We start from the raw sequence: 21,810 nt of genomic DNA on the forward strand, positions 1-21,810 counted from the left end.
AACGGCTCCGAGCCGTGGCGGGTGCCCGACGTCGCCGACCTGCCGGACCTGACCGTGCAGTTCGCGACGGAGACCAACGGCACCGACGCGAAGGGGGAACCGGCCTTCCTCCCCTTCGTCCGGGACGAGGAGACCCTCGCCCGCCCGTGGGCGGTGCCCGGCACCCCGGGCCTGGAGCACCGCATCGGCGGTATCGAGAAGGACAGCCGCACCGGCAACATCTCCTACGACCCCGACAACCACGACCTCATGGTCCGGCTGCGCCAGGCGAAGGTCGACGGCATCGCCGGGACCGCCGGTCCGCTCGAGGTCGACGACCCGACGGGCGATGCCACGGTGCTCGTCCTCGGCTGGGGCTCCACCTACGGCCCCAACCTCGCCGCGGTGCGGCGGCTGCGCGCGGCCGGGAAGTCGGTCGCGCACGCCCACCTGCGCCACCTCAACCCCTTCCCGGAGAACACCGGCGAGGTCCTCGCCCGGTACGAGAAGGTCATCGTCCCCGAGATGAACCTCGGCCAGCTGGCCATGCTGCTGCGCGCGAAGTACCTCGTCGACGTCACATCCCACACCTCGGTTCGCGGCCTGCCCTTCAAGGTGGGCGACCTCGAAGAGGTCATCTCCTCGACCCTGACGGAGGTCATCGCATGAGCATCGATCTGGGCATCCCCACCGCGATCGGCGGCACCGCCGGCGTCCCCGCACTGCCGGAGGGCGAGAAGCAGACCCGCAAGGACTTCGCCTCCGACCAGGAGGTGCGCTGGTGCCCCGGGTGCGGTGACTACGCGGTCCTCGCCGCGGTCCAGGGCTTCCTGCCCGAGCTCGGGCTGCGCCGGGAGAACATCGTCTTCGTCTCGGGGATCGGCTGCTCCTCACGCTTCCCGTACTACCTGGACACCTACGGGATGCACTCCATCCACGGCCGCGCGCCCTCGATCGCGACCGGGCTGGCCACGAGCCGCTCGGACCTGTCGGTGTGGGTCGTCACCGGGGACGGGGACGCCCTCTCCATCGGCGGCAACCACCTCATCCACGCGCTGCGGCGCAACGTCAACATGACGATCCTGCTCTTCAACAACCGGATCTACGGCCTGACGAAGGGGCAGTACAGCCCGACCTCGCAGCCCGGCCTGGTCACGAAGTCCTCCCCCATGGGCTCGGTCGACGCCCCCTTCAACCCGGTGTCGCTGGCCCTCGGCGCCGAGGGGACCTTCGTCGCCCGCACCATGGACTCGGACCGGGGGCACCTCACCTCGGTGCTGCGCGAGGCCGCCGCCCACCGCGGCACCTCGATCGTGGAGATCTACCAGAACTGCCCGATCTTCAACGACGGCGCCTTCGAGCTCATCAAGGACGTCGAGGAGCAGCGGGCCCGGCTGGTCCACCTGGTCGACGGCGAGGCCGTCACGACCGGCGAGGAGGGTGAGCGCGAGGTGCTCGTGCGCGACGGGCACGGATCGGTCCGCTTCGTCCCTGAGGCCGAGGTGGCCTCCGGGGGGCTGGCCGAGCACGTCGTCGTGCACGACACGAGCCTTGCGGACCCGAGCCAGGCCTTCTCGATCAGCCGGCTGGACTCCGAGGCGATGACGCACGTCCCGATGGGCATCTTCCGCAGCGTCGAGCGCCCGACCTACGACGACGAGGTGCGTGCGCAGGTCGAGTCCGCGGTCGACCTCGGCGGCGGGCCCGCGACCGACGCCGACCTGGGCGAGCTGCTGCGCGGCCCGGACACCTGGACGGTCGAGTAGCCCCGAGCGGGGCTCACTCCCCGAGGACCCGCCCGAGGTAGTCGTTGGTGAGCACCCGGTCCGGGTCGAGCCGGTCCCGCACGGCGACGAAGTCACCGTGCCGCGGGTAGAGCTCGGCCAGCCGCTCCGCGTCGAGCGTGTGCAGCTTGCCCCAGTGCGGCCGTCCCGCGTGAGCGGCGACGATCTCCTCGAAGGCCGCGAAGTAGGCCCGGTGGTCCCCCTTGCGGTACTGGTGCACCGCGACATAGGCATTGGCCCGCTCGTACCCGGTCGAGAGCCAGATGTCGTCCGGTGCCGCGACCCGCACCTCGACGGGGAAGGGGATCGGCTCCCTCCGCCGCTCCACCCACGCGGCGAGGTCGGTGATCACGTCGGCGACCGCTTCGCGCGGCACCGCGTACTCGGACTCGACGAAGCGCACCCGCCTCGGGGTGCAGAAGACCTCGTGGGAGGGCCCGGTGTAGGAGCGGGCGCTCAGGGCGCGGGCGGAGACGGAGTTGAAGGGCAGCGCGAGCCGCGGCACCGTCGCGACGACCTCGTTGACGGCGCCGAAGACGACGTTGGAGAGGAACTCGTCGTCGAGCAGCCGCCGCCACGTCGCGAGCGGCTCCTGCACCTCGTCGGCGACGAGGTCGTTGGCCTTGGTCTGCACCCGCCGGGTGCCGGGGAACCAGTACATCTCGAAGTGCCGGTGGGCGTCGAAGTGCTCCTGGATCCGCGGGAGCACCGCGTCGAGGGAGTCGGGGCGCTCGACCGCCCGCAGCCGGTACGCGGGCAGGCAGGCCAGCTCGAACTCGGTGATGATCCCGAGCGCGCCGAGGCCGAGGCGGGCGGCGCCGAAGAGCTCCGGGTCGCTCCGGTCGATCCACCGGTCGGTGCCGTCGGGCGAGACGAGCCGCAGCCCCGCGATGGCGCCGGTGAGCCCGGGCAGCGCCGCCCCGGTGCCGTGGGTGCCCGTCGAGAGCGCCCCGGCGAGCGTCTGCGCGTCGATGTCACCGAGGTTGGGCATGGCCAGACCGAGCAGCTCCAGCGCCACGTTCAGGTCACGAAGGGGGGTCCCCGCCGCCACCCGGACCCTGCCGGTGGCGCGGTCCGCGGCCAGCACCCCGGTGAGGTGCTCGAGGCTGAGCTGGACGTCCTCGGGGGCCGCGACCGGGGTGAAGGAGTGGCCCGACCCGACGGGACGGATGCGGTGCCCGGCGGCAGCGGTGACGCGCACCTGCTCGGCGAGCTCCTCGGCGGTGCGCGGCCGCAGCACCTCCGCCGGGCGGCCGTGCACGTTGCCGGCCCAGTTCGACCACGTGGTGCTCATCCGAAGTTCTTCCCCTCGCCGCGGTAGGTGGGCAGGACGTCGACGACCTCGTCGCCGCGCAGGGCCAGGTAGGCGTCGAAACGCTCGGCGGGCTCGCCGGCCTTCGCGTGGCGGAACCACACCCGGTCCCCCATCGCCAGGTCGCGGGCGGCCCGGCCCCGCAGCGGCGTCTGCACCTCGCCGGCGCCCTCTGCCCCGCTGAGACGCAGGCCCTGCGGCGCGTGCACCGACGGCACCCGGCTCGCCCCCGGTGGGCCCGAGGCGATGTAACCGCTGGAGAAGACCGTGACGACGTCGCGGGCGGGGCGGCGCACGACCGGCGCCGCCCAGGCGACCGCCGGGCGCGGGGAGAAGCCGTCGTAGCCGTCGAAGAGGGTCGGGCCGATGAGCCCCGACCCGGCGGCCACCTCGGTGAGGGTCGGGTCGGCACCGGTGAGGTCGACCGAACCGGTCCCGCCGCCGTTGACGATCTGCAGCGGCCCGACGACCTCCTCGACCGCGGCCCGCACCCTCGGGCGGCGGCGCCGCAGTGCGGCGTCGCTGCGGGACTTGACCATCCGCACCGCCGCGGAGGTGTCCGGGAGGCCGGCGATCTGGGCGTCGTAGAACATCAGGCCCACGACCCGCAGCCCCGCCCGCCGGGCCTCCCTCGCGACGGCGGCGGCACGCCGCGGCGACCGGGTCGGGCTGCGGCGCACCCCGAGGTGGGCCGGCCCCACCCGCAGCGAGGCGTCGACGTCGATGACCACCCGGACGGGCGCCCCCTTCGGCAGCCACGACGTGAGGGCCTCGACGTGCTCGGTGGAGTCGATGGCGATGCTCACCTGCTCCAGGGCGTGCTCGTCGGCGGCGAGCCGCGCGAGGGCCTCCCGGTGGCTCGTGGGGTAGGCGACGAAGACGTCCTCCAGCCCCTCGCCGACCAGCCACAACGCCTCGGGCAGCGAGTAGGACATCACCCCGGAGAAGCCCGGCTGCGCCAGCACCCGCTCCAGCAGGCCGCGCACCCGGACCGACTTGCTGGCGACCCGGATCATCCGCCCGGCCGCCCGTCGGCGCAGGTCGGCGGCGTTGGCGTCGAAGGCCTCCAGATCGACGATGGCGAAGGGGGCGTCCCGCCCCGCGGTCGCCCGGTCCCAGTCGGCTGCCGTGCTCACACCACGGACATTACCTGTGGGTCACCTGATGTGGCACTAGCCTCGTCCCGTGAACGCCCCACACCACGCCAGAGGAGTCCTCGCCGCGTGGTTCGCCTACGGCATCTGGGGCCTGTTCCCGCTGTACTTCAACGCCCTCGTCCCGACCGGGGCCCTGGAGATCCTCTCCCACCGCATCGCGTGGACCTTCGTGCTGTGCGTGGTCGTCCTGCTCCTGCGCCGCGAGCTCCTCGGCCTGCTGCGACAGCTGCGCGGGCGCCTCGCGGTCGGCGTGACGATCGCGGCCCTCGTCATCGCGATCAACTGGCTGGTCTACGTCTACGCGGTGCTGGCCGGACGCACGAACGAGGCCGCCCTCGGCTACTTCCTCAACCCGATCGTCACGGTCGCGCTCGGCGTGCTCGTGCTCGGCGAGGGGCTGCGCCGGCTGCAGTGGGCCGCCGTGGCCATCGGGGCCGTGGCGGCGGTCTACCTCACCATCGTCGGGGGCGGCCTGCCATGGGTCTCGCTCGTCCTGGCCCTCTCCTTCGGCACCTACGGCCTGACGAAGAAGCGCCTCGGCACCTCCTTGCCGGCGCTGCACTCCCTCTCCGCCGAGACCATCGTGCTGCTCCTGCCGGCCCTGGGCATCATCGGCTGGCTGACCTCCAAGGGTGAGTCGACCTTCACGATCGACGCGCCCTGGCACCCGCTGCTGCTCATCGCCGCGGGCGCCGTGACGGCGGTGCCGCTGCTGCTCTTCGCCGAGGCCGCCCGACACATCCCGCTCGTGACGATCGGGCTGATCCAGTTCATCACCCCGGTGCTGCAGCTCGTCGTCGCCGTGACCCTGCTCGACGAGACGGTCTCCACGAGCCGCTGGGTCGGCTTCGCGATCGTGTGGATCGCACTGGGGTTCCTCACCGTGGACTCGGTGCGCACGGCGCGGCGGCAGCGCCGGCAGCAACCGGACGAGGTCGAGTCGCTCGAGCCGGTGGAGCCCACCTGAGCGACCGGCGGTGAGGGGCCTCAGCCCACCCGGTGCACCACGCTGTCCATGAGCGCGACGAGTGCCTGCTTGGCGTCGCCGTCCGGGAGGGGGGCGAGGGCCTCGATCGCCCGGCGACCGACCGCGAGGGTCTCCTCCCGGGCGGCTGCCATCCCCGGGTGGGCGCGCAGCAGCTCCAGGGCCCGCTCCAGGCGGGAGTCCTCGCGCAGGTCCGAGCGCAGCAGCTCCTGCAGCTCCCGGTCGGCCGGGTCAGCCGAGGCGAGGACGTTGAGCACCGGGAGGGTGCGCTTGCCCTCGCGCAGGTCGGTGCCGGGGGTCTTGCCGGTCTCGTCGGAGTCGCTCGCGATGTCGATGAGGTCGTCGGCCAGCTGGAAGGCGACGCCGAGACGCTCCCCGTACTCGGTCGCCATCGCGACCGTCTCCGGCGGGCAACCACCGAACATCGCCCCGTAGCGGGCGGCGGTCGCGACGAGCACACCGGTCTTGTCGGCGAGCACGCCGCGGTAGTACTCCCCCGGGTCCTGCCCCTCAGGGCAGGGCCGGTCGTCGCGGATCTGCCCCGAGCAGAGCCGGATGAAGGTCTGCGCCTGGATCTTCACCGCGTCGGCGCCGAGGTCGGCGATGATGTCCGAGGCCGTGCCGAAGAGCAGGTCACCGACGAGGATCGCGGTGGAGTTGCCGTACTGCGCGTTGGCGCTGGGAGCCCCGCGCCGCAGCTCCGCCACGTCCATGACGTCGTCGTGGTAGAGGCTCGCCAGGTGGGTCAGCTCGACCCCCGCCGCCGCCGCGACCACCTGCTCGGAGATGCCCTCGCCGAGCTCGGAGACGAGCAGCGTGAGCATCGGGCGGAAGCGCTTGCCGCCGGCCCTGGCCAGGTGGGTGCTCGCCTCGCTGATGAAGCCGTCCTCGTGACGGGTGCTCTCGATGATGAGCTCCTCGACACGGGCCAGGCCCTCGGTGAGCCGCTCGCTCAGCCCGGCGCTCGCCTCGGGCAGCGCCAGGACGGGTGGGGTGGTGCTCGACACGTCAGCCCGCGACCAGGACGCTGGACATCTGCGCGAGGTCGAGCAGCGGCGCGGGGAAGACCCCGAGGACGAATGTGAGCAGCACGCCGATGATGATAGCGACCATCGTCATCGACGCCGGTGCCGCGACGACGACATCCCCCTCCGGCTCCTCGAAGAACATGATGACGATGACCCGGATGTACATGTAGGCCGTCACCACCGAGGCCAGTGCGCCGATGACGACGAGCAGCAGGCCGGCGAGCCCACCGTGCGCGATCGCCGGCATGAAGGCCGCGATCTTCGCGGTGAAGCCCGAGGTCAGCGGGATGCCGGCGAAGGCGAGCATGAGGAAGGCGAAGGCGGCCCCGGTGAGCGGGTGCCGACGGCCCAGACCCGCCCACTGCGACAGGTGGGTCGCCTCGGCGTCGTGCTCGCGCACGAGGTGCACGATCGCGAAGGCCGCGATGACCGAGAAGCCGTAGGCCGCGACGTAGAAGAGCACGCCCTCGATCGCCGTCTTGTCGAAGGCGATGAGCGCGACGAGCGCGAACCCGGCGTGGGCCACCGAGCTGTAGGCGAGCAGCCGCTTCACGTCGGTCTGGGGGACGGTCATCACCGCGCCGATGATCATCGTCAGCGCCGCGACCCCGATGACGCCGATGCGCCACTCCCACCGGGTCGTCTCGAAGCCGACGTAGAGCAGGCGGAGCAGGGCGCCGAAGGCGGCGGCCTTGGTGCACGCGGCCATGAAGGCGGTGATGGGAGTGGGCGCGCCCTGGTAGACGTCCGGGGTCCAGGAGTGGAAGGGCACGGCGCCGACCTTGAAGAGCACGCCGATGATGACGAGCGCGATGCCCGGCAGCAGCAGCCCCTCGAACTCCCCCGTGGACGCGGCGGTCGCGGTGGCGATCTCCGGCAGGTTCACCGAGCCGGCGTAGCCGTAGAGCAGCGCGGCGCCGAAGAGGAAGAAGCCGGAGGAGAAGGCACCGAGGAGGAAGTACTTCAGCGCCGCCTCCTGCGAGAGCAGCCGTCGACGGCGCGCCAGACCCGACATCAGGTACAGCGGCAGCGAGAGCAGCTCGAGCGCCACGAACATCGTCAGCAGGTCGTTGGCCGCGGGGAAGAGCAGCATGCCGGCGAGCCCGAAGAGGGCCAGCGGGAAGACCTCGGTCGTCGCCCAGCCCCGGCGCGTGGCCTGGGCCTCCAGGTCCGAGCCGGGCGAGGCCGCCCCCATGGGGGTGAAGCCGTCCTGCCCGTCGATCCGGTCGGCCATGACGAGCAACGACATCACGCCGAACACCAGCAGCGTGCCCTGCAGGAAGCGCGTCATCTGGTCCACCGCGACGGTGCCGTCGACGGTGACGCCGGTCGAGTCGGCGGTCAGCAGCAGCGCGACGAAGGAGATCACCACGGTGGCGATGGCGAGCCCGACCTGGGCCGCGTAGCGGGCCCGGCGGGGCACGAAGGCCTCGAGCAGCACCCCGACGAAGGCACCGACGAGCAGCACGATCATCGGCGACAGCGCGCGGTAGTCGATGTCCGGCTGCGCGAAGGCAGCGGCCATGGTCACATGCATCAGTCGTCACTCCCGGTGGTCGAGGCGTCCGCCGGGGCGGACGGGGCCGGATCGGTGACCCCGACGATCTGCAGGGTCTGGTCCACGGCCGGGTTGAGCGTGTCCAGCAGGGGCCCGGGGAAGAAGCCGAGGCCGATGAGCGCCACGACGATCGGGGCCATGACGATCTTCTCGCGCATCCCCAGGTCGCGGACGCGGCCGGCGAGTCGACGCTCGGGCACACCGGTGTCGAAGTCGCTGCGGACGTACTCCAGGTCGTCCCCCGCGGGGACCCAGTCGCCGTCCCCCACCTTCGGGGTCGGACCGGTCGCCATCCGCTTGTACATGAGCAGGATGTACAGCGCGGCCAGCACGATCGCGGTCACGGCGAAGGCCGAGACCACCGGATAGCGACCCCAGGTCCCGGCGATCACCAGGAACTCCGAGACGAAGGGGGAGAGCCCGGGCAGCGAGAGCGTCGCCAGCCCGACGAGCAGCCACAGCCCGGCGAGGACCGGGGTCACCCGCTGCCAGCCGCCGTAGTCGTCGATCCGCTTGCTGCCGCGACGGGCGACGAACATCCCCGCCAGGAGGAAGAGCCCGGCGGTGGTGAAGCCGTGGTTGATCATGTACAGGTTGCTGCCGGCCTGGGCCATGGACGTGAAGGCGAAGATGCCCATGACGATGAAGCCGAAGTGGCTCACCGAGGTGAAGGCGATCAGTCGCATCATGTCCCGCTGCCCGATCGCCAGGATCGCCCCGTAGAGGATCGTGACCACCGCCAGCGCGAGGACCACCGGGGTCGCCCACCGGCTGGCGTCGGGGAAGAGCTGCAGGCAGAAGCGGATCATCCCGAAGGTACCCACCTTGTCCAGCACGCCGACGAGCAGCGTCGCGACGGCCGGCCTGGCCTCGGTGGCCGCGTCCGGCAGCCAGGTGTGGACCGGCCACATCGGCGCCTTGATCGCGAAGGCGATGAAGAAGGAGATGAACAGCCAGCGCTCGGCGGTCGCGCCCAGCTCCAGACCGGTGAGGCGCTCGACGAGGAACCCGTCCGAGCCGCCCGGCCCGACGACGTAGAGCGCGATGACACCGACGAGCATGATCAGCCCGCCCAGCAGGCTGTAGAGGATGAAGTTCAGCGCGGCGGAGCGACGGCCCTCACCGCCGTACATCCCGATGAGGAAGTAGATCGGGATGAGCATCGCCTCGAAGAAGATGTAGAAGAGGAAGACGTCCGTGGCGGCGAAGACGCCGACCATGAACGGCACCATGAGCAGCATCAGGGCGAAGTAGGTCTTCTCCCGACTGCCTCCCTCGGGCACGTCGTCCCACGCGGCGAGCACGCAGACGGGGGCGAGCACGAGCGCCATGAGGATCAGGCTGATCGCGATCCCGTCGACACCGAGCGAGTAGCTGACGCCGATCTGCGGGATCCACTCGTGCTGCTCGACCATCTGGAACTGCTCGGTCGCGCCACGGGTGTAGCTCGTGGCCGTCGCGACGATCGCGATGAGCAGGGTCAGCAGCGAGAAGCCCAGCGCGAGCGGCTTGGCCAGCGACGAGCTGCGCGACGGGAGCACCGCCACCACGACCGTGCCGACCAGCGGCACGAGCATCAGCAGGGTGAGCCAGGGCATGTTGTCCATCAGTTGATCACCCACACAGCACCGAGGAAGGCGACGACGCCGGCGAGCATCGTCAGGGCGTACGAGCGTGCGAAGCCGTTCTGGGCGCGGCGCACCCAGCCGGCGGCGTCCCCGACGCCGCGAGCGAGCCCGAGGACCACACCGTTCTGGAGGGCGTCGTCGTCGGCCTCGGTCAGGCCCCGCGTGAGCCGGATGCCGGGGAACATCAGGGCCGTCTCGTTGATCTCGTCCTGGTAGAGGTCGCGCCGTGCGGCCCGGGTCAGGGCGTTGCCCACCGGGGGCACGACCGGCACCTCGTCCCGGCCGTAGACCAGCCAGGCCCAGACGCCGCCGATGATCACGACGGCCAGCGTGCCGATCATGATGACCGGGACCGGGATGACCGGTTCGTGGTGCCCGACCCGGCCGAAGACCGGCTCCAGCCAGGCATCGATCGGGGCGAGGTAGACGAGGACGAGGCCGAGCAGTCCGGAGCCCACGGCCAGGACCATCATCGGGACGGTCATCGAGAGCGGCGACTCGTGCGGGTCGACGTCGTCGGTCCAGCGGTGCTTGCCGTGGAAGGTCATGAAGAACAGCCGGGACATGTAGAAGGCGGTGATCCCCGCACCGATGAGCGCGGCCAGACCGAAGACCCAGGGCCGCCACCCGTCGCCGACGAAGGCGGCCTCGATGATCTTGTCCTTGCTCCAGAAGCCGGCGAAGGGGGGCACGCCCAGGATCGCCAGCCACCCGAGGCCGAAAGTGACCCAGGTGATCTTCATGGCCGAGGAGAGGCCACCGAAGCGGCGCATGTCGATCTGGTCGTTCATGCCGTGCATGACCGACCCGGCACCGAGGAACATCCCCGCCTTGAAGAAGCCGTGGGTGAGCAGGTGGAAGATCGCGAAGGCGTACCCGACCGGGCCGAGGCCTGCGGCGAGCATCATGTAGCCGATCTGGCTCATCGTCGAGGCGGCCAGCGCCTTCTTCAGGTCGTCCTTCGCGCAACCGACGATCGCCCCGAAGAGCAGCGTGATCGTGCCGACGATGACGACGGCCAGCTGGGCGTTCGGGGCGGCGTCGAAGATCGCGTGGCTGCGCACGATGAGGTAGACGCCCGCGGTGACCATCGTCGCGGCGTGGATGAGCGCCGAGACCGGGGTCGGGCCGGCCATCGCGTCGCCGAGCCAGCTCTGCAGCGGGAACTGGGCCGACTTGCCGCAGGCGGCGAGGAGCAGGAGCAGTCCGATGCCGGTGGCGGTGGCCTCGCTGGCCCCGTCGACGGCGCCGTCCACGGCCGCGAAGTCGACGCTGCCGAAGGTCGCGAACATCATCGACATCGCGAGGAAGAGCCCGATGTCACCGACGCGGTTGACGACGAAGGCCTTGTTCGCCGCGGTGGCGTAGGCCGGGTTGTGGTTCCAGAAGCCGATGAGCAGGTACGAGGCCAGGCCGACGCCCTCCCAGCCGACGATGAGCAGCAGGTAGGAGTCCGCCAGGACGAGCAGCAGCATCGAGGCGACGAAGAGGTTCAGGTAGGCGAAGAAGCGGCGCTTGGCCGGGTCGTGGGCCATGTACCCGAGGGAGTAGACGTGGATCAGCGAGCCGACGAAGGTCACGAGCAGCACGAAGGCCATCGACAGCGGGTCGATGAGCATGCCCGCGTGCACGTCGACACCACCGCCGGCCGGGATCCAGTCGAAGAGCTCGATCGCGGAGGCGCGCTCCCCCGCGTCGACGCCGAGCATGGCGATCCAGATCGCGGCGCCGACGACGAAGGACCCCCAGGAGAGCAGGGTGGCCAGCATCGGTCCGAAGGAGTCGGTGAGGCGTCCGCCGAGCAGCAGCAGTGCGGCGCCGAACAGCGGCAGCGCGACGAGCAGCCATGCCACGGAGGTGACCCCGGTGGCGGCGGCCGGGCCCGCGGCCGCGGTCGTCTGGGCTGCTGCCGTCGCAGTCAGTGCGGTGAGCAAGGCGGCTCCTTACAGCTTCAGCAGGTTGGCGTCGTCGACCGAGGCCGACCTACGGGCGCGGAAGACGGTCATGATGATCGCCAGGCCGACGACGACCTCGGCGGCGGCGACGACCATGACGAAGATGGCGATCGCCTGACCGTCCAGGGAGCCCCTCATCCGGGAGAACGTCACGAAGGCGAGACTGGCCGCGTTGAGCATGAGCTCGACGCCCATGAAGACGATGATCGCGTTGCGGCGCAGCAGCACGGTCGCGCTGCCGATCGTGAAGAGGATGATCGCCAGGTAGATGTAGTTGAGCGGGCTCACTCCTGCCTCCCTTCGGGCGTGGAGGTCGATCCGAGTCGGCCGAGCGACTCCGTCGAGTCCTCCGAAAGGCGGCTCTCGTTGATCCGCGCGTCCTCGGTGTACACGGTCGGGTTGGTCACCTGGTCGCGGGCGACGAGCACCCGGCTCACGGACAGCTCGGAGATCGACCCGTCGGGCAGCAGCGCCGGGGTGTCGACCGCGTTGTGCCGTGCGTAGACGCCCGGGGCGGGCAGGCCCGCGAGGTGCTTGCCGTCGCGGAAACGCTTCTCCATCCACTCCTTCTGGGTGGGCTTGGCGAGGATCCGCTGCCGGTGGGCGAAGACCATCGCGCCGAGGGCGGCGACGGTCAGGAGCGCGGCGGTGATCTCGAAGAGCCAGATGTAGCGGCCGAAGATCAGGTGGGCCAGCCCCTCGACGTTGCCCGGGTCGGCGTTGACGTCGGTGAGGTTCGGGTCACCGACGTAGGTGATCCGGCCGACGGCGCCGACGAGCAGCGCGAGGATCGCCAGGCTGAGCAGGGCGCTGAGCACCCGCTGCCCCTTGATCGTCTCCACGAGGGAGGAGGAGTGGTCCACGCCGACGAGCATGACGACGAAGAGGAAGAGCATCATGACGGCGCCGGTGTAGACGAAGACGTGCACGATGCCGAGGAAGGGCGCCTCCTGCAGCAGGTACATCACCCCGACGACGATCATCGTCAGCACCATGCCGATCGCCGCGTGCACGGCCTTGCGGGCGAAGAGCAGCGCGAGTGCGCTCGGTACCGCGACGCAGGCCAGGATCCAGAACATGACGGCCTCGCCGGTGCCGGTCATCGCGCCCCCTCCGAGTTGCGTTCGATCCACTCCCGCTGCTCCGGGGTGGAGGTGGTGACCTCACCGCGGTAGTAGTCCTTCTCGTCCGTCCCCTCGACCACGGGGTGCGGGGGCGGGAGCATGCCCTCCTGCAGCGGGGCGAGGAGCTGCTCCTTGGTGAAGATCAGGTCGGCGCGGTTGTCGTCGGCCATCTCGTAGTCGTTGGTCATCGTCAGTGCCCGCGTCGGGCAGGCCTCGATGCACAGCCCGCAGAAGATACAGCGCAGGTAGTTGATCTGGTAGATGTGCCCGTACCGCTCGCCGGGGCTGAAGCGCAGCCCCCGCTCGTCGTCGTTGTCCTTGCCCTCGACGAGGATGGCGTCCGCGGGGCAGGCCCAGGCGCACAGCTCGCAGCCGATGCACTTCTCCAGACCGTCCGGGTGCCGGTTGAGCTGGTGGCGCCCGTGGAAGCGCGGCTGGGTCGGCCACTTCACCTCCGGGTACTCCTGGGTGGCGACCTTGCGGAACATCGTCGCGAAGGTCACCCCGAACCCGGCGACGGGTCCGAAGAGCTCGGCGATGAAGCCCTTCTCGTTCTCCTCAGCCACGGGTCTCCTCCTCCTCACGGGTGGACGGCGCGCTGGTCAGGGCCTTCTCCCCGCCCTCACGGGGGGCCTCCACGAGACGCTGGCCCGGCAGTGGTGGGACGGGGTAGCCACCCGCCCACGGGTCGACCTCCGCGGGGACCTCGGCCGCCTCTGCGGCGGCCTTCTCCTGGGCCTCGACCCGGTTCTCCCAGATCCACATCGCGCCGAGCACGATCACCGCGAGCACGGCGATGATGATCAGCGAGGAGACCGGGAAGGAGAGGCCGAGGACGTCGACGGTGCCGTCACCGAAGAAGCCGGCGTCGGCCCCGCGGATGAAGGTCACGGCGACCACCCAGGCGACCGTGAGGGGGATGAGCAGCTTCCAGCCGAAGCGCATGAACTGGTCGTAGCGGGTCCGCGGCAGGGTGCCGCGCAGCCACACGAAGCCCCACATGAACAGCCACATCTTCAGGGTGAACCACAGCAGGCCCCACCAGCCGGTGTTGAACATGCCGTCGCCGATGGCCGCGATGCCGGGAGGCGCCTGCCACCCGCCGAGGAAGAAGGTCGTCGCGAGCCCCGAGACGGTGAACATGTTGACGTACTCCCCGAGGAAGAACATCGCGAAGCGCATGCCCGAGTACTCGGTGAAGTACCCACCGACGAGCTCGCCCTCGCCCTCGGCGAGGTCGAAGGGCAGCCGGTTGGTCTCACCGACCATCGTGATGAGGTAGACGACGAAGGAGACGCACGCGGGGATGACGAACCACAGGTCGGACTGCTGCGCGACGATCTCGCTGGTGCTCATCGAGCCCGCGTACATGAAGACCGCCACCAGGGCCAGGCCCATCGCGATCTCGTAGGAGATGATCTGCGCGGTCGCCCGCAGCCCACCGAGCAGCGGGTAGGTCGAGCCGGCCGACCAGCCACCGAGGACGATCCCGTACGCGGCGACACCGGCGACCGCCAGCACGAGCAGTCCCGCGATGGGGGTGTCGGTCAGCTGCAGCGGCGTGGTGTGCCCGAACATCTCGACCGACCCGCCGAGCGGGATGATCGAGAAGGAGACGAAGGCCATCGTGGCGAAGAGGACCGGCGAGAGCGTGAAGATCAGTGCGTCCGCCGTCGCCGGGCGCACGTCCTCCTTGAACATCGACTTCATGCCGTCGGCGAGACTCTGCAGCAGGCCGAAGGGGCCGACCCGGTTCGGGCCGGGCCGCTGCTGCATGCGGCCGATCATGCGGCGCTCGAACCAGATCATCAGCAGCACGCTGAGCAGCAGGTAGACGAAGATCAGCAGCGCCTTGACCAGCGACAGCCACAGCGGGGTGTCGCTGAAGTCGGCCGCCGCGGGCTTGTCCGCGGCGGCGAGGGTCAGGGCCAGGTTGGTCATGCGGCACCACCCTTGGTGACGGAGACGAGCTCGCCCGCTCGCCCGGCGAGGCTGCGCACGTCACAGCTCTCGGAGTTGGTCGGCAGCCACACGACCCGCGCGACCATGTCGGGGCGGATGTCGGCCGGGACGGTGATGCGCACGTCCTCCGCCGAGACGGTGACGAGGTCGCCGGCGACGATCCCCATCGACTCGGCGGTCTCCGGGGAGATCACCGCCCGGGGCGCACCGGCGGTGCCGGCGAGGTAGGGCTCCCCGTCCTGCATCGATCCCTTGTCCAGCAGCAGGCGCCAGGTGGCCAGCACCAGCTGGCCCTCGTGCGGGCTGATGACGCGGGGCAGCTTGCCGGCGGGGATGTCGCCGCCGGACCGCGGGGCCGGGGTCGCCTCGAGGGAGCGGCGGGCCTCGGCGACGGTGCGGGTGCCGAGGAAGGCGTCCATCTCGTCGGCGAGCATGTGCAGCACCCGGTGGTCGGGTACGGCCTTCGTCGCCAGCGAGGTCTCGAAGGGCCGCAGCCGCCCCTCCCAGTCCAGGAAGGCGCCGGAGCGCTCCGCGTGGGGGGCCACGGGCAGGACGACGTCGGCGTGCTCGGTCACGCTGCTCGGGCGGATCTCGAGGGAGACGGTGAAGGCCTTCTCGAAGGCCGCGTGGGCCTCGCGCAGGCCGAGGTCGTCGGCGTCGACACCGCCGACGAGCAGCCCGCCGACCGTGCCGGCGGCGGCGCCGGAGATGATCCCGGCGGTCTCCAGCGCGCCCTGGTGCGGCAGGCACCCGGCCTCGACGGCTCCGCGTTCACCGGCGCGACGCGGCACCCACGCCAAGCGGGCACCGGTGGCCTCGGCCAGCCGGGTGGCGGCGGTGAGGCCGCCCGGGACGGTGGCCAGCCGTTCACCGACGAGGATGATCGCCCGCTCACCGCGCAGCCCCTCCCGGACCGCGGCCAGCGACTCCTCCGAGCCGTCCTCGCCGAGGGCCTGCAGGACCTCCGTCTCGGTGCCGGGCGCCGTCGGGACGAGGGTGCCGCCCATCTTCTCCAGACCGCGCGTGGCGAAGGGGGCCAGCGCGTGGACCTTGGTGCCGGCCGTGCGGAACCCCTTGCGCAACCGGAGGAAGACGATCGGGCTCTCCTCCTCCGGCTCGAAGCCGGCGAGCAGCACCGTCCCGGCGGACCCGAGGTCCTCGTAGGTGACGCCCCCGGTCTCGGGCGTGCGGCCCACGACGTGGCGCAGCAGGAAGTCGCGCTCCTCCGTGGAGTGCGGGCGGGCGCGCAGGTCGACGTTCTCGGTCCCGAGGACCTGCCGGGCGAAGGTCGCGTAGGCGTGCGCGTCCTCGATGCTCGCCCGACCCCCGACGAGCACGCCGTGCTCGGTGGCGGCCCGCAGTCCCTCCGCGGCGGCGGTCAGCGCCTCCTGCCAGGAGACGACCTGCAGCTGCCCGGCGGCATCGCGCACCATCGGGAAGTCGAAGCGGTCACCGGTGCTCGCGTAGGTGAAGGCCCAGCGGCCCTTGTCGCAGTTCCACTCCTCGTTGACGAGCGGGTTGTTGCCGGCCATCCGCCGCAGCACCGTGCCGCGGCGGTGGTCGGTGCGGATGGAGCATCCGGAGGCGCAGTGCTCGCACACGTCCGGGGTGGAGACCAGGTCGAAGGGGCGGGAGCGGAAGCGGTAGGCCGCGCCCGTCAGCGCGCCGACGGGACAGATCTGGACCGTGTTGCCCGAGAAGTAGGACTCGAAGGGCTGCTCCTCGTAGATGAGGACCTGCTGCAGCGCCCCGCGCTCCCCCATCTCGATGAAGGGATCGCCGGCGATCTGCGAGGAGAAGCGGGTGCACCGGGTGCACAGGATGCAGCGGTCGCGGTCCAGCAGCACCTGGGAGGAGATGTTGATCGGCTTGGGGTAGGTGCGCTTGACGTCGTCGAAGCGGGAGGTGGACCGGCCGTTGGACATCGCCTGGTTCTGCAACGGGCACTCCCCGCCCTTGTCGCAGACCGGGCAGTCCAGCGGGTGGTTGACCAGGAGGAGCTCCATGATCCCCTGCTGGGCCTTGTCCGCGACCGGCGAGCTGGACTGGGTGCCGACCTGCATGCCCTCCGCGACCGTCATGGTGCAGCTGGCCTGCGGCTTGGGCATCGGCCGCACGTTGCCCTCGCGGTCGGGCATCGCGACCTCGACGAGGCACTGCCGGCAGGCACCGACGGGGTCGAGCAGCGGGTGGTCGCAGAAGCGCGGGATCTGGATCCCGGCCTCCTCCGCGGCGCGGATGAGGAGGGTGTTCTTCGGGACGGCAACGGGGACGCCGTCGATGGTCAGGTTGACCAGCTCGGGCGTCGTCTGCTGCTCCGGGGACGATGATGTGGTGGTCATGCGGTCACCATCGGGTTCTGCTCCTTGCGGAAGAGCGTGGACGCGGCGGGCGGGAAGAGCTCGCTGGCGGCGGTGTGGCAGCCGGCCTCGAACTCCTCGCGGAAGTACTGCACGGCCGAGGTGATGGGGCTCGTGGCACCGTCACCGAGGGCGCAGAAGGCCCGGCCGAGGATGTTGTCGCAGATGTCGACGAGCAGGTCGATGTCGGTCCGGGTGCCCTTGCCGTCCTCGAGGCGGTGCAGGATCTGGGCCATCCAGTACGTGCCCTCGCGGCACGGCGTGCACTTGCCGCACGACTCGTGCATGTAGAAGTCGTTCCACCGGCTGACGGCGCGCACCACGGAGACGGTCTCGTCGAAGATCTGCAGGGCCCGGGTGCCCAGCATCGACCCGTGGGCGGCCACCGACTCGAAGTCCAGCGGCACGTCGAGGTGCTCGTCGGTGAAGATCGGGGTGGAGGAGCCTCCCGGGGTCCAGAACTTCAGCTTCTTGTCCGGGTCCCGCATCCCGCCGGCCATGTCGAGCAGCTCGCGCAGCGTGATGCCGAGCGGCGCCTCGTACTGGCCCGGGTGCTTCACGTGCCCCGACAGCGAGAAGATGCCGAAGCCGTTGGACTTCTCGGTGCCCATGTCGGAGAACCACTCGGCGCCGCGGTCGACGATGACCGGGACCGAGGCGATGCTCTCGGCGTTGTTGACCACGGTCGGGCGGGAGTACAGGCCCGCCACCGCGGGGAAGGGGGGCTTGAGGCGGGGCTGGCCGCGGCGGCCCTCGAGGGAGTCCAGCAGGGCCGTCTCCTCGCCGCAGATGTAGGCGCCGGCCCCGGCGTGCACGACGATGTCCAGGTCGTAGCCCGTGCCGAGGACGTCCTTGCCGAGGTAGCCGGCGTCGTAGGCCTCCTGCACGGCCTGGAGCAGGCGCCGGTAGACGTGGGCGACCTCGCCGCGCAGGTAGATGAAGGCCTTGTCGGAGCCGATCGCGAAGCTCGTGATGATCGAGCCCTCGATGAGGAAGTGGGGCGCCGCCATCATCAGCGGGATGTCCTTGCAGGTACCCGGCTCGGACTCGTCGGCGTTGACCACGAGGTAGCGGGGCCCGCCGTCGTGCGGCGGGAGGAAGCCCCACTTCATGCCGGTGGGGAAGCCGGCACCGCCGCGGCCGCGCAGGCCGGAGTCCTTCAGCTCCTGGACCAGGTCGTCCGGCTCGCGCTCCAGCGCCGAGCGCAGCGCCCGGTAGCCGCCCTCCCGCTCGTAGGTGGCCAGCGTCCAGGACTGCGGGTGGTCCCAGAACTTGGTCAGGATCGGCGTCAGCTGCGTCGACATCCCGGTCACTCCCCCTTCTCGTGCGCGCTGTGCGGCGGAGTCTCGTCAGAGGCGTTGTCCTCGTCGGCGGGGATGTGGCGGCCGGGGGCCAGGCCCTCGACCTGCGCGCCCGCCTCGTCCGGCGTGGTGGTGGGCGTCGGCTCCTCGCCCGGGGCGGCCCAGCCCTCGGCGCGGGCCACCTCGAGGCCCCGCAGCGAGGCCTTGCCGGCCCCGGGGCCCTCGTTCGCGTGGTCGTCGGGGAAACCGGCGAGCAGCCGGGAGACCTCCTTGAAGCTGCACACCCGGTCCGGCCCGCGGGTGGGGCGCACCGGGTTGCCGGCGCGCAGGTCGTCGACGAGCTTGGTCGCCGACTCGGGGGTCTGGTTGTCGAAGAACTCCCAGTTGACCATCAGCACCGGCGCGTAGTCGCACGCGGCGTTGCACTCGAGGTGCTCCAGGGTGACCTTGCCGTCCTCGGTGGTCTCGTCGTGACCGACGTCGAGGTGCTCGCTGAGCTGGTCGAAGATCTGGTCCCCGCCCATGATCGCGCAGAGGGTGTTGGTGCAGACCCCGACGTTGTACTCGCCGCTCGGGTGGCGCTTGTACTGGGTGTAGAAGGTCGCGACCCCGGAGACCTCGGCCCGGGTCAGCTCGAGCAGGTCGGCGCAGAAGTTGATGCCACGACCCGTGACGTAGCCGTCGACGCTCTGCACGAGGTGCAGCAGCGGCAGCAGCGCCGAGCGCTTCTGCGGGTAGCGCTCCAGGATCTGCGCGGCATCGGCGGTGAGCGCCTCGAGCGTCTCCTCGGAGTAGGGCTCCTTGCTCTCCGCCGACAGCTTGAGGTGGCCGAACGAGTCCTGCCGGCCGAACTTGATCGTCATCAGCGATCCACTCCTCCAATGACCGGGTCGATCGAGGCGACCGCGACGACGACGTCGGCGAGGTTGCCCCCTTCGCACATGGCCGCGATGGCCTGCAGGTTGTTGAAGCAGGGGTCGCGGAAGTGGGCCCGGTAGGGCCGGGTGCCACCGTCGGAGACGACGTGGCAGCCGAGCTCCCCCTTCGGGGACTCGATGGCGGCGTAGGCCTGGCCCGGCGGGACCCGGAAGCCCTCGGTCACCAGCTTGAAGTGGTGGATGAGCGCCTCCATCGAGGTGCCCATGATCTCGCGGATGTGGTCGAGGCTGTTGCCCTGGCCGTCGCCGCCCACGGCCAGCCGGGCCGGCCAGGCGATCCGCTTGTCCTCGACCATCGTCGGGCCGGGGTTCTTCTGCAGCTCGTCGCAGACCTGCTCGATGATCCGGATGCTCTGGCGCATCTCGTCCAGCCGGATGCACAGCCGGTCGTAGGCGTCGGCACCGGTGCGGGTGACGACGTCGAAGTCGTACTTCTCGTACCCGCAGTAGGGGTCGAGCTTGCGCAGGTCGTGCGGCAGCCCGGTCGAGCGGAGCACCGGACCGGTGATGCCCAGCGCGGTGCAGCCGGTCAGCGAGAGCTCGCCGACGTCCTTGAGCCGGCCGATGAGGATCGGCAGCTCGACGAGCAGCTTGTCCAGCTCGTCGACGCCCTTGGCGACCACCGGCAGGGTCTCGCGGATCTTGTCGATCGCGCCGGGCGGCAGGTCCTGGGCGACGCCGCCGGGACGGATGTAGCCGTTGTTCATCCGCAGGCCGGTGATGTTCTCGATGATCGAGAGGATCCGCTCGCGCTCGCGGAAGCCGATCGTCATGATCGTCGTCGCGCCGAGCTCCATGCCCCCGGTGCCCAGGCAGATCAGGTGGCTGGAGATGCGGGTCAGCTCCATCATGAGCACCCGGATCGCGCTGGCCCGCTCGGGGATGTCATCGGTGATGCCGAGGAGCTTCTCGATGCCCAGGCAGTACGCCGTCTCCTGGAACATCGGGGACAGGTAGTCCATCCGGGTGCAGAAGGTCACGCCCTGGGTCCAGGTGCGGAACTCCATGTTCTTCTCGATGCCCGTGTGCAGGTAGCCGATGCCCGCGCGGGCCTCGGTCACCGTCTCGCCGTCGAGCTCGAGGATGATCCGCAGCACGCCGTGGGTCGAGGGGTGCTGCGGCCCCATGTTGAGGATGATCCGCTCCTCGGGGTTCATCCCGAGCTCGCCGATCTCCCGGTCGAAGTCGCCGCTGGCCTGGACGTCGACGATGTGGCCCTCGGCGTAGTCGTCGGCGCCCGGGGTCGAGTGCACCCCGGAGTCTCCTGTGTGCGTCGTCATCAGTTGTACGACCTCCGCTCGTCGGGCGGCGGGACGGTGCCGCCCTTGTACTCCACGGGGATCCCGCCCAGCGGGTAGTCCTTGCGCTGCGGGTGCCCGACCCAGTCGTCCGGCATGAGGATGCGGGTCAGCGCCGGGTGGCCGTCGAAGACCACGCCGAACATGTCCCAGGTCTCCCGCTCGTGCCAGTCCGCGGCCGGGTAGGTCTCGACGATGCTCGGGATGTGCGGGTCCGCGTCGGGGGCGCTCACGTCGAGCCGCAGCCGGCGACCGCCGTGGGTGATCGAGAGCAGCTGGTAGGCCACGTGCAGCTCCCGGCCCGCCTCGTTCGGGAAGTGGTACCCGGAGACCGACATGCACATCTCGAAGCGCAGTCGCGGGTCGTCCCGCAGGGCGCGCGCGACGCGCGGCAGGTGCTCGCGCGGCACGTGGAGGGTCAGCTCGCCGGCGTGGACGACGACCCGCTCGAGGAGGTCCGCACCCGTGCTCTCCTGCAGCAGGTCGACGACCTCGTCGAAGTAGCCGCCGTAGGGGCGCTTGGCCGCCCCGGGGAACTCGATGCGCCGCTCCAGCTCGCCGTACCCGGAGGTGTCCGAGCCCTGTCGGACGCCGAAGAGGCCGCGGCGCTGGTCGACGACGACCGGCTCGTGGCCCGGCTCGGGAACGCCGAGGGAGTCCTCGTCCTCGACGTTGGTGTACTCCACGGGGCGGTGGCCACCGGTGAGCCCGCTCGTGTCGGGGTAGTCGGTGTGTGCCGTCCCGGCCAGGCCCGGCCCCTCGGGGTGGACCCCCTTCGGCCGGGGGGTGTCGACGTCCTGCGTCGTGGCCTCGACGTCCTTGCCCGCCTCGTCCGCGGGCTTCTCCTCCTCGGTCATGCCAGCAGGTTCCTTCCGAGGAGCGACTCGTGGTCGTGGGTGGGCTCCTGCAGCTCGGTGGGCGTCGCGGTCAGCGCCGCCTGCTCCGCCGCGCGGGCCGCGGCCTCGCGGTTGACGCCGAGCTTGGAGCCCTGGACCTGCTCGTGGAGGGTGATGATCGCGTTGAGCAGCATCTCCGGGCGCGGCGGGCAGCCGGGCAGGTAGACGTCCACCGGGATGATGTGGTCGACGCCCTGGACGATCGCGTAGTTGTTGAACATGCCGCCGGAGCTGGCGCAGACACCCATCGAGATGACCCACTTCGGGCTCGCCATCTGGTCGTAGACCTGCCGCACGACGGGAGCCATCTTGTTGCTGACCCGCCCGGCGACGATCATCAGGTCCGCCTGCCGCGGGGTGGCGGCGAAACGCTCCATGCCGAAACGCGCCAGGTCGTAGTGGGGGGTGCCGATCGCCATCATCTCGATGGCGCAGCACGCGAGGCCGAAGGTGGCCGGCCACATCGACGACTTGCGCATGTACCCGGCGAGCTTCTCGACCGTGGTGAGCGCGATCCCTCCCGGGATCTTCTCCTCGAGTCCCAT

18 protein-coding genes and 1 pseudogene are annotated in these 21,810 nt (G+C 70.8%); 3 read left to right on the plus strand and 16 right to left on the minus strand.

Going from position 1 to position 21,810, the window contains the following annotated elements:
• Positions 1-648 (plus strand): annotated as a pseudogene (locus tag JCO01S_RS08100) (2-oxoacid:acceptor oxidoreductase subunit alpha); the annotation flags it as partial.
• Entirely contained in the window at positions 645-1,745 is a 1,101-nt protein-coding gene (locus tag JCO01S_RS08105; protein WP_068253544.1) for a 2-oxoacid:ferredoxin oxidoreductase subunit beta, read from the plus strand. The pseudogene JCO01S_RS08100 and the gene JCO01S_RS08105, both read left to right, overlap by 4 nt.
• 13 nt (positions 1,746-1,758) lie before the next feature.
• Here the strand turns inward: JCO01S_RS08105 and JCO01S_RS08110 are convergent, their stop codons facing one another.
• A complete protein-coding gene (locus tag JCO01S_RS08110; RefSeq protein WP_068253548.1) occupies positions 1,759-3,057 on the minus strand; it encodes a D-arabinono-1,4-lactone oxidase in 1,299 nt (432 codons plus the stop codon).
• A complete protein-coding gene (locus JCO01S_RS08115) occupies positions 3,054-4,211 on the minus strand; it encodes an alanine racemase (RefSeq protein ID WP_068253550.1) in 1,158 nt (385 codons plus the stop codon). The genes JCO01S_RS08110 and JCO01S_RS08115 overlap by 4 nt, the downstream gene beginning before the upstream one ends.
• A gap of 49 nt (positions 4,212-4,260) precedes the next feature.
• Here JCO01S_RS08115 and rarD point away from each other — a divergent pair, with 49 nt between their 5' ends.
• Positions 4,261-5,199 (plus strand): EamA family transporter RarD, encoded by a 939-nt coding sequence (gene rarD / locus JCO01S_RS08120; RefSeq protein ID WP_068253551.1) that lies wholly within the window; start codon positions 4,261-4,263, stop codon positions 5,197-5,199.
• A gap of 20 nt (positions 5,200-5,219) precedes the next feature.
• Here the strand turns inward: rarD and JCO01S_RS08125 are convergent, their stop codons facing one another.
• From JCO01S_RS08125 to JCO01S_RS08190, 14 genes are read right to left on the minus strand one after another with little or no spacing between them, the layout of a single operon-like run.
• A complete protein-coding gene (locus tag JCO01S_RS08125; protein WP_068253552.1) occupies positions 5,220-6,224 on the minus strand; it encodes a polyprenyl synthetase family protein in 1,005 nt (334 codons plus the stop codon).
• Between the two features lies 1 nt (position 6,225).
• Positions 6,226-7,770 carry an NADH-quinone oxidoreductase subunit NuoN gene (gene nuoN, locus JCO01S_RS08130; protein WP_245634371.1) on the minus strand — a complete coding sequence of 515 codons (1,545 nt, stop codon included), beginning with the start codon at positions 7,768-7,770 and terminating at the stop codon, positions 6,226-6,228.
• A gap of 11 nt (positions 7,771-7,781) precedes the next feature.
• The gene (locus JCO01S_RS08135; protein WP_068253556.1) at positions 7,782-9,410 is read right to left on the minus strand and encodes an NADH-quinone oxidoreductase subunit M; all 1,629 of its coding nucleotides are present in this window, start codon (positions 9,408-9,410) and stop codon (positions 7,782-7,784) included.
• Positions 9,410-11,365: an NADH-quinone oxidoreductase subunit L gene (gene nuoL / locus JCO01S_RS08140; protein ID WP_084342748.1), complete on the minus strand. Its 1,956-nt coding sequence runs from the start codon at positions 11,363-11,365 to the stop codon at positions 9,410-9,412. Before nuoL ends, JCO01S_RS08135 begins: the two co-directional genes overlap by 1 nt.
• A gap of 9 nt (positions 11,366-11,374) precedes the next feature.
• Positions 11,375-11,674, minus strand: coding sequence for an NADH-quinone oxidoreductase subunit NuoK (gene nuoK / locus JCO01S_RS08145; RefSeq protein WP_068253558.1), 300 nt, complete (start codon positions 11,672-11,674; stop codon positions 11,375-11,377).
• On the minus strand, positions 11,671-12,519 hold the full coding sequence (locus tag JCO01S_RS08150; RefSeq protein WP_439645693.1) for an NADH-quinone oxidoreductase subunit J: 849 nt from the start codon (positions 12,517-12,519) through the stop codon (positions 11,671-11,673). Before JCO01S_RS08150 ends, nuoK begins: the two co-directional genes overlap by 4 nt.
• Entirely contained in the window at positions 12,486-13,076 is a 591-nt protein-coding gene (gene nuoI / locus JCO01S_RS08155) for an NADH-quinone oxidoreductase subunit NuoI (protein WP_068253563.1), read from the minus strand. Before nuoI ends, JCO01S_RS08150 begins: the two co-directional genes overlap by 34 nt.
• A complete protein-coding gene (nuoH, locus tag JCO01S_RS08160) occupies positions 13,069-14,451 on the minus strand; it encodes an NADH-quinone oxidoreductase subunit NuoH (RefSeq protein ID WP_068253566.1) in 1,383 nt (460 codons plus the stop codon). Before nuoH ends, nuoI begins: the two co-directional genes overlap by 8 nt.
• Positions 14,448-16,814: an NADH-quinone oxidoreductase subunit G gene (locus tag JCO01S_RS08165; protein WP_068253569.1), complete on the minus strand. Its 2,367-nt coding sequence runs from the start codon at positions 16,812-16,814 to the stop codon at positions 14,448-14,450. Before JCO01S_RS08165 ends, nuoH begins: the two co-directional genes overlap by 4 nt.
• Complete coding sequence (gene nuoF / locus JCO01S_RS08170) at positions 16,811-18,136, minus strand: NADH-quinone oxidoreductase subunit NuoF (protein ID WP_068253688.1); 1,326 nt, start codon at positions 18,134-18,136, stop codon at positions 16,811-16,813. Before nuoF ends, JCO01S_RS08165 begins: the two co-directional genes overlap by 4 nt.
• Before the next feature lie 5 nt (positions 18,137-18,141).
• Complete coding sequence (nuoE, locus tag JCO01S_RS08175) at positions 18,142-18,996, minus strand: NADH-quinone oxidoreductase subunit NuoE (protein ID WP_084342749.1); 855 nt, start codon at positions 18,994-18,996, stop codon at positions 18,142-18,144.
• Positions 18,996-20,351 carry an NADH-quinone oxidoreductase subunit D gene (locus tag JCO01S_RS08180; protein ID WP_068253573.1) on the minus strand — a complete coding sequence of 452 codons (1,356 nt, stop codon included), beginning with the start codon at positions 20,349-20,351 and terminating at the stop codon, positions 18,996-18,998. Before JCO01S_RS08180 ends, nuoE begins: the two co-directional genes overlap by 1 nt.
• A complete protein-coding gene (locus JCO01S_RS08185; RefSeq protein WP_084342750.1) occupies positions 20,351-21,226 on the minus strand; it encodes an NADH-quinone oxidoreductase subunit C in 876 nt (291 codons plus the stop codon). Before JCO01S_RS08185 ends, JCO01S_RS08180 begins: the two co-directional genes overlap by 1 nt.
• Entirely contained in the window at positions 21,223-21,810 is a 588-nt protein-coding gene (locus tag JCO01S_RS08190; protein ID WP_068253576.1) for a NuoB/complex I 20 kDa subunit family protein, read from the minus strand. Before JCO01S_RS08190 ends, JCO01S_RS08185 begins: the two co-directional genes overlap by 4 nt.

The sequence above is a fragment of the Janibacter corallicola NBRC 107790 genome (assembly GCF_001570965.1).
Lineage (GTDB): Bacteria > Actinomycetota > Actinomycetes > Actinomycetales > Dermatophilaceae > Janibacter > Janibacter corallicola.

What these genes read in the sequence shown, in the direction of transcription:
- nuoE (WP_084342749.1), bottom strand. Translation starts at nt 18,996, where the DNA reads ATGACGATCAAGTTCGGCCGGCAGGACTCGTTCGGCCACCTCAAGCTG.
- JCO01S_RS08190 (WP_068253576.1), bottom strand. Translation starts at nt 21,810, where the DNA reads ATGGGACTCGAGGAGAAGATCCCGGGAGGGATCGCGCTCACCACGGTC.
- nuoN (WP_245634371.1), bottom strand. Translation starts at nt 7,770, where the DNA reads ATGGCCGCTGCCTTCGCGCAGCCGGACATCGACTACCGCGCGCTGTCG.
- JCO01S_RS08135 (WP_068253556.1), bottom strand. Translation starts at nt 9,410, where the DNA reads ATGGACAACATGCCCTGGCTCACCCTGCTGATGCTCGTGCCGCTGGTC.
- nuoH (WP_068253566.1), bottom strand. Translation starts at nt 14,451, where the DNA reads ATGACCAACCTGGCCCTGACCCTCGCCGCCGCGGACAAGCCCGCGGCG.
- JCO01S_RS08180 (WP_068253573.1), bottom strand. Translation starts at nt 20,351, where the DNA reads ATGACGACGCACACAGGAGACTCCGGGGTGCACTCGACCCCGGGCGCC.
- JCO01S_RS08185 (WP_084342750.1), bottom strand. Translation starts at nt 21,226, where the DNA reads ATGACCGAGGAGGAGAAGCCCGCGGACGAGGCGGGCAAGGACGTCGAG.
- JCO01S_RS08165 (WP_068253569.1), bottom strand. Translation starts at nt 16,814, where the DNA reads ATGACCACCACATCATCGTCCCCGGAGCAGCAGACGACGCCCGAGCTG.
- JCO01S_RS08110 (WP_068253548.1), bottom strand. Translation starts at nt 3,057, where the DNA reads ATGAGCACCACGTGGTCGAACTGGGCCGGCAACGTGCACGGCCGCCCG.
- JCO01S_RS08105 (WP_068253544.1), top strand. Translation starts at nt 645, where the DNA reads ATGAGCATCGATCTGGGCATCCCCACCGCGATCGGCGGCACCGCCGGC.
- nuoF (WP_068253688.1), bottom strand. Translation starts at nt 18,136, where the DNA reads ATGTCGACGCAGCTGACGCCGATCCTGACCAAGTTCTGGGACCACCCG.